General features: G+C 72.5%; 7 protein-coding genes. 2 read left to right on the top strand and 5 right to left on the bottom strand.

The features are described from left to right. Positions 1-131 precede the first annotated feature (131 nt). Together cyaB and ABD308_RS08735 are read right to left on the bottom strand one after the other, a co-directional pair. On the bottom strand, positions 132-692 hold the full coding sequence (gene cyaB, locus ABD308_RS08740) for a class IV adenylate cyclase (protein WP_344330329.1): 561 nt from the start codon (positions 690-692) through the stop codon (positions 132-134). A gap of 107 nt (positions 693-799) precedes the next feature. Continuing rightward, positions 800-1,006: a hypothetical protein gene (locus ABD308_RS08735; RefSeq protein ID WP_344330280.1), complete on the bottom strand. Its 207-nt coding sequence runs from the start codon at positions 1,004-1,006 to the stop codon at positions 800-802. A 33-nt stretch (positions 1,007-1,039) separates the two neighbouring features. On the opposite strand from ABD308_RS08735, the gene ABD308_RS08730 reads away from it, so the two are divergent. Next, positions 1,040-2,314, top strand: coding sequence for a helix-turn-helix domain-containing protein (locus ABD308_RS08730; protein ID WP_344330270.1), 1,275 nt, complete (start codon positions 1,040-1,042; stop codon positions 2,312-2,314). 111 nt (positions 2,315-2,425) lie between these two features. Beyond that, complete coding sequence (locus ABD308_RS08725) at positions 2,426-3,484, top strand: ferritin-like domain-containing protein (RefSeq protein WP_344330259.1); 1,059 nt, start codon at positions 2,426-2,428, stop codon at positions 3,482-3,484. A 66-nt stretch (positions 3,485-3,550) separates the two neighbouring features. On the opposite strand, the gene def is transcribed toward ABD308_RS08725, so the two are convergent. The 3 genes from def to ABD308_RS08710 form a co-directional block, all read right to left on the bottom strand. Further along, entirely contained in the window at positions 3,551-4,162 is a 612-nt protein-coding gene (gene def, locus ABD308_RS08720; protein WP_344330253.1) for a peptide deformylase, read from the bottom strand. A 52-nt stretch (positions 4,163-4,214) separates the two neighbouring features. Continuing rightward, the gene (locus ABD308_RS08715; RefSeq protein WP_344330251.1) at positions 4,215-5,204 is read right to left on the bottom strand and encodes a tetratricopeptide repeat protein; all 990 of its coding nucleotides are present in this window, start codon (positions 5,202-5,204) and stop codon (positions 4,215-4,217) included. Positions 5,205-5,483: 279 nt separating this feature from the next. After that, positions 5,484-6,385: HD-GYP domain-containing protein (locus tag ABD308_RS08710; protein WP_344330249.1), on the bottom strand; the 902-nt coding region annotated here is incomplete at its 5' end.

The raw sequence follows: 6,385 nt of genomic DNA, 5'->3' as shown, positions 1-6,385 counted from the left end.
GCCACAGCCGTGCGGGGCACCACAACGACGTTCAGCTGCTCGGAAGCTCCCCGTCCTTGATCCCGGCGAGACCTTTCGTCGTGCACGACAGCTGGCGCCCCCCGTGCGCCCACGGCTGAAGTGAGAGCGAACTACGACCGGACCGCAGCCACCGCGTCGGTGTACTGCTCGGTCGTCAGATCCTCGTCGCCGATGCCGAGCGACGTGAGCACCGAGCGGACGACGGCGAGCGCGGGGCCGAGGTCGTCCTCAGCGGCTGCCGTCTCCAGCTCGATGAACGTACCGTCGATCTCGGGCACACGGACGAGGGTCGCGAGGAGCTGCCGGCCGTCCTGGGTGAAGACATAGTTGCGGCACCTCTTCTCGAACGCGATCCGCGAGACGAACCCGAGTCCGCAGACGATCTCGTGAGCAGCCTGCGCGTCCTCGACCCGGGTCTCGGCCTCCGGCTTGGACCCGGATGCCTCATCGACGCGGGCGCCCTTGTAGGTCAGCACGGTGCGGGTGTCGTCCGGCCCATGCACGGTGCGAATCCGCAGCTCACGGTCAGCACCCATGAGCGACCCGTCCGGCGCGTCGTAGTAGGTGTCGCGGTACACCTCGGCGCGGCCCGCACCGTACCGCTCCTCAAGGGCCTTGAGCACCCTCTCAGGGTCCCGGATCACGGCCTTGAGCTCGGCTTCGATCGCCATCTCCCGTCCCTTCGTCAGCTGGCTGTCCACGACGCTGCCCCGCCCGGCGCCTTCGCCGGGCGGGGCAGCGGTTCGTCGCGTCTGGGTGCGACCGGCCTCCGGGCCGGTCACCCGAACGGGAGAACCGCCGTGCTGCGCTGGGACAGCATGCGCGAGTAGTCGGCGGCCTCACTGGTCAGGGCGCGGTAGTTGAGCACGGGGTCGCCTGCCCGCACCAGGGCCGTCGCGCATTCCGCGCACCACGGCCGGGGCGGCTCGACGTCCAGGTCCTCGATGACCGCCTCAGCGGTGCGGCACTCCGCGCAGATCGGCATGCTGCCGGCCCTCCTCGCCGTCTCAGCTCCAGAATGAGTCCACGCGACCTCGGGACGATCATCAGGGCCGCCCGCTGCGTCCGGCGAATGACACAGGTCCAACTGGGCCGAGCCTGTGGCTACTCGGCGTCCGCGATCAGCCGGGTCGAGAGCGGGACGCTCCGCCCCGGGGAGCAGGCGCTGCTGCTCATGGCTCGCGCCCTCGGCCTTCCCGCTAGCGCCGTCATGCCGGGCCGAGCCGCTACTCTGACGCCAGATGTGATCCTGGATCAGGAGGATGCGATGCGGCGCAGGCAGCTACTCCTGGCAGGTATGGCGGCGGTCGGAACCTCGGTGATTCCGCCGTCGGCATCTGCCGCCACCCGGTCGGATATGGCAGCTCAGATCGTCCGAGCCCTGTACGAACCCGAAGCCGGCGCGCCCACCTCCCTACCGCGGCTTCGGCACAGCCTCACCGAGGCCCGCGCGCAGTTCAGCGCGGCCCGGTATCAGGACCTCGGCGAGGTCCTCCCTGACCTGCTGGGAACGGCCCGGGCAACGCTCGGGGTCCTCACGGGCCGGTCCCGGGAGGAAGCTCACGCATGCGTCGCCAGAGCGTGGGTCTTGGCGACGGAGTTGGCGCTGAAGCATCACTCGGATGTCGCCTGGCCGGCGGCAGATCGCGCTCTGTCGGCGGCCCGGGCGAGCGGCGACCCAGTTGTCGAGGGAGAAGCGGCGCGGGTGCTGGCAATCACCATGCGGCGCGCCGGACGACCGGCCGCCGCCGTCGATCTCCTGCGCCGTACCGCTGACTCACTCGCACGGAACGGGGACGACGTGTCCTGCGCCGTGGGGGCAACGCTCCTGATGACAGGCGCGTACACAGCCGCGTGCGGCCAACGGCGCAGCGATGCCCTCGACCTCATGGGCGGTGCGGTGGACGCCGTCGCCCGCCTCGCGACAACCGGGCCGCAGCCCTTGGGACAGTTGTTCACGGTCGACGCCACCACAGTGCAGGCGGATCTGTACTGGATCGGGGTGCACACGGCCCTGGGCACACCCGACGAGGCCGTCCCGTACGCGGCGCGGCTCGTCCCCAGCCAACTGCCCACCGTCGAACGCCGGGCCAGGTACGGCACGGACTGTGCCCGCCTATGGCAGCATCTCGGCGATCACCGGCGAACGTTGGAGGCGCTGCGCTTCACAGAGCAGGTGGCGCCGGAGGAACTCCGTCGGCCCGCTCTGCGGGCGCTGACAGCCGACCTCCTCTACGCACCGGTGACGGTGGCCGGCGTTCGGGAGTTCGCCACCCGCACCGGCGTGCTGTAGCCGCGCGACCGGCTGTTCGGCTGAACTCGGGGGCGAACCTGGCGAGATGTGTCCGTGGGCGGTCGGTTCCCGGCTACGGTCCGGCCACGACCGGTCGAAAGGGGACGCAACATGGCCACCAGGGTGCTGGATTACGAGAGTGACGCGATCGTTCAGTTGATGAGCGTCGCGGAGGAGGACTGGACCGAGCAGGAGCTCAAGGACGCGCTCCAGCGGGCGATCATGCTGGAGTTGTCGACCATCCCGCCGTACGCCACCGCGCTGTGGTCGATCACCGACCCGGACAACAGCAAGCCGGTCCGGCACACCATCCGGGAGATCGTCTTCGACGAGATGTCGCACTTCGGGCTGGTCTGCAACATGCTCACCCGCATCGGCGGCACCGTCGTCCTCACCGACCCGCTCACCGTTCCGAAGTACCCCGGTCAGCTGCCCGGTGGGGTCAACCCCGGGCTTGAGGTGTTCCTCAGCGGGCTGAGCCGGGACTCCGCCGCGCTGTTCGCCGAGATCGAGAAGCCCGAGCACCCGCTGGCGTTCGCCGCGGACGGCAACACCATCGGTGCCTTCTACCAGCGGATCGCCGACGTCTTCCCCAAGTTCGCCCATCTGCTCACCGGCGGCCAGCAGGTGGACTTCCCGCTCGGGTCCGGCCACGGGGCCGGCAACGACATCGTCCCGATGAACACCCTGGACGACGTCCTGTCCGCCATCCACGTCATCCAGGCCCAGGGCGAGGGCACCACGGCCTCCCCGGAGAACCCCTTCCCCGGCGCTCCGGGCGAACTCGCCCACTACTACGCCTTCAAGGAGATCGCCGTCGGCAGGAAGCTCGTCCGCGACGAGCAGACCGGGAAGTTCGACTTCACCGGCGCCGACGTGCCGCTGCCGGACACCTCGCCAGTCGGCCGGGTCCCGCAGGGCGGCTGGGCCAACTCGCCCGGCAACGAGCCCGACGCGGCCACCGCCGAGCTCCTGCACACCTTCAACCAGCAGTACAGCGACATGCTGCGAGCCCTGGAGGCCGCCTGGGGCCCCGGTGAGGAGGACATCTTCCCGGCCATCGGCCTGATGGGCGCCATGCGCCGCACCGCCCAGAAGATCAACGCCGTCAAGCTGCCCATCGACCCGCGCTTCACCTACGGCCCGGAGTGGCTGTTCGTCCCGGCGTAACGGCGGCGGGACGGAACAGCGCGAAGGCCGGTGCGGGAGTCCCGCACCGGCCTTCGCCAGTGACCGCTACTCGTTCGGGACGGTCGCGTAGCGCGCGGTGCCCTCGGCCATCTGACGCAGGGCGTCCTTGCGGTCCCGCTTGGACAGCTTGTCGATGTAGAGGAAGCCGTACAGGTGGTCGGTCTCGTGCTGCAGGCAGCGGGCGAAGAAGCCGGTGCCCTCGACGCGGACCGGGTTGCCGTCCTTGTCCTGGCCGGTCACCGCCGCGTAGTCCGGGCGGGGCAGCTCGGCGTAGGCGGTCGGCACCGAGAGGCAGCCCTCGTTGCCGTCGTCCAGCACCCGCTTGCGGTCCTTCGGGAACTCCTCCAGCACCGGGTTGATCACGTGGCCGATGTGCCGCACGCCCTCGTCGTCCGGGCAGTCGTAGACGAAGACCTTGAGGTCCACGCCGATCTGGTTGGCGGCCAGGCCCACGCCCTCGGCCGCGTACATCGACTGGAACATGTCGTCGATCAGCGCGGACAGCTCGCCGTCGAAGGCCGTCACGTCCTTCACCTCGCGGTGCAGCACGGGGTTGCCGTAGACGGTGATCGGGCGCGCCGTGCCCTTGGAGAGGTCCGGCTGCTCGCCGACCACCTTCGGGGTCTCGTCGTGCTCGTGCTGGTCCTGCTCCGCCATGTCTTCCGCTTCCATAGGCCTACGCGTACCGCACCAGGGTACTCAGGGGCGCTCAGCAGACCTCTTCGAGATCCCGGTACGCCCGGGTTCCCGGCGACGTCGCGGCCCAGCGGTCCAGCAGCACCCGCACCAGGTGGGCCGGGGCGGCGATCCCGCACTCGCGCTCGGCCAGCCAGGACATCCCGCCCACGCCCGGGCTCAGGTGGCTCAGGTGGCCGGGGTGCGCGGCGTCCCCGTCGTCGTGCGGGTCGTGGTGGGCGGTGTGCCCGTCGTCCGAGGCCATCCGGCTCTCCGAACACGCCCGGCACAGCAGCCGCACCGAGGACGTCCAGTCCTCCGCCGCGTAGCCGGCGTCCGCGACCAGCCGCTCCAGCGCGTCGCGGTCCGCCTCGGTCGCCGCCTGCAGCAGCACCACGTACGTCGGCACCGGGGACGGCGCCCACAGCTCGATCTCGTCGAACACCGGGTAGGCGACCCCGTCGGTGACCCGCTCGCCGTGCGGGGCGCCGTCGTGCAGCACCACCTCGCCCCAGCGCCGCCCGGAGGACGGAAGCGGGATCGACAGCACCTCGATCCGGGCCGGGTCCAGCCGCCGGCCCCAGACCACCTCGGACTCGCCGTCCGGGGAGAGCCGCACCGGCGTCGTCCCGAGGTCCAGGCTGACCGGACCGTCCCCCTGCACGCCCTGGCCGCCGGGCAGCTTCAGCCCGTACGCCTGCCAGGCCCGGCGGGCCAGCGGCCAGTCCTGCAGCGCGGTCGCGGTGATGCCGAGGTTCCACCAGTCCGGGGCGCCCTGCTCGCGGTCGAGCAGCGCCACCGCCCGCAGTCCGGCCGCCCGGGCCTGCTCCCAGTCGCGCCGGAACTTGTGCAGCAGCGCCAGGTTGAACCAGGAGTCCGACAGCCACGGCTCCAGGTCGGCCGCCATCACCAGCAGGGCGCCGGCGTCCTCGTAGCGGCCGTCGCCGATCAACGTGAATGCCCGGTCGGTCGTCTGCCGCCAGGTGGCGGACGGCCGGTGCCGTGCCCGGTGGAAGATCCTCACGTTCGTCCCTGCCGTCGTCGTCCGCTCAAGTCCCGCGACCGCTCCCGCGTCACGGGCCCGGTGCTCCGGGTCGGTTTTCCACGCTACGACCGCATCCAACCACGACGGCCACCGCGCGCGCTCCCCGCCGCCGAGGTTGCCCGGTTCCGTCCCGGCCCGTTTCCGGCCCCTTCCCCAGCCTGCCCGCCCGGCCCCGCCGCCTCAACCCCGGACGCCCCCGCCGGGCGGCCCGGNNNNCCGGCCGGGTCGTCCGGGCCGCCCGGGGGCGCCGGGGCGCGGTCAGCCGCGGACCCGCACCAGCGCGTCCACCACCCGGGCGTCGTACACCCGGCCCCGGCCCAGCCGCAGCGCCTCCAGCACCTCCAGCCGGCCCACCGCCTCCCCGACGCCGCGCCCCCGGGCCGCCGTCAGCAGGTCGTCGTGCGCGTTCGCCACCCGGATGATCCGCGCCGCCAGCGGCACCCCCCGCCCGCCGCCGTCCGGCCCGGGGAACGGGTCGGCCAGCCGGGCGACCTGCTCGGCCACCCGGCGCGGCACCCCGGTGCGCCGGATCACCTCGCTGCCCAGCCGGGCGATCCGCTGCTGCTCCTCGTCCGGCAGCAGCGCCGTCGCCCCGCCCGGTACCGGCTCCACCAGCGACAGCTGCCCGACGTCGTGCATCAGCGCCGCGTACTCCAGCAGGGCCAGCTCACGGGTGCCGAGCCCCAGCTCGCGGCCGACCGCGCAGGCCGTGTCGGCGACCCGGCGGGCGTGCCCCGGCGGCGTGTACCCGGCGACCTCGGTGGCCTTGGCCAGGCTGGCGATGGTCTGCCCGGTGGTGGCCCGCACCGCCGCCGCCCGCCGGAACGACACCTGCGCGAGCAGCAGCGGCGCGCAGAACAGCGGCAGCGCCCACAGGCCCACCTCCCCGGCGGCCAGGCTGACCAGCATGCCGGTGGCGGCGATCGCGGTGCCGATCCCGAACAGCGAGCGCAGTTCGTCCTCCAGCCCCGCCGGGAAGCGCAGCCCGCTGCGGGCCCGCCGCAGCAGCGCGGCCAGCACCGCGTCGCACAGCGCGGCGAGCGCGGCCACCGCCGTGAGGAAGGCGCCGTACGCCGGGCCGTCGGCGGAGAACCGGTCCACCACGCCGCTGTTGTAGAGCGGCTGGAACACGGCGGCCGCGAACGCCGCGCCGACCACTA

The organism is Kitasatospora putterlickiae (assembly GCF_039527695.1).
In the GTDB taxonomy this organism is placed as follows: domain Bacteria; phylum Actinomycetota; class Actinomycetes; order Streptomycetales; family Streptomycetaceae; genus Kitasatospora; species Kitasatospora putterlickiae.
Note: the sequence above shows the minus strand (reverse complement) of the source record. Positions and strands in the feature narration are given on the sequence as shown.

Excerpts from the sequence above, each read along its gene's own strand:
- ABD308_RS08735 (WP_344330280.1), bottom strand. The coding sequence starts at position 1,006 with ATGCCGATCTGCGCGGAGTGCCGCACCGCTGAGGCGGTCATCGAGGAC.
- ABD308_RS08730 (WP_344330270.1), top strand. The coding sequence starts at position 1,040 with ATGAGTCCACGCGACCTCGGGACGATCATCAGGGCCGCCCGCTGCGTC.
- def (WP_344330253.1), bottom strand. The coding sequence starts at position 4,162 with ATGGCGGAGCAGGACCAGCACGAGCACGACGAGACCCCGAAGGTGGTC.
- ABD308_RS08725 (WP_344330259.1), top strand. The coding sequence starts at position 2,426 with ATGGCCACCAGGGTGCTGGATTACGAGAGTGACGCGATCGTTCAGTTG.
- cyaB (WP_344330329.1), bottom strand. The coding sequence starts at position 692 with ATGGCGATCGAAGCCGAGCTCAAGGCCGTGATCCGGGACCCTGAGAGG.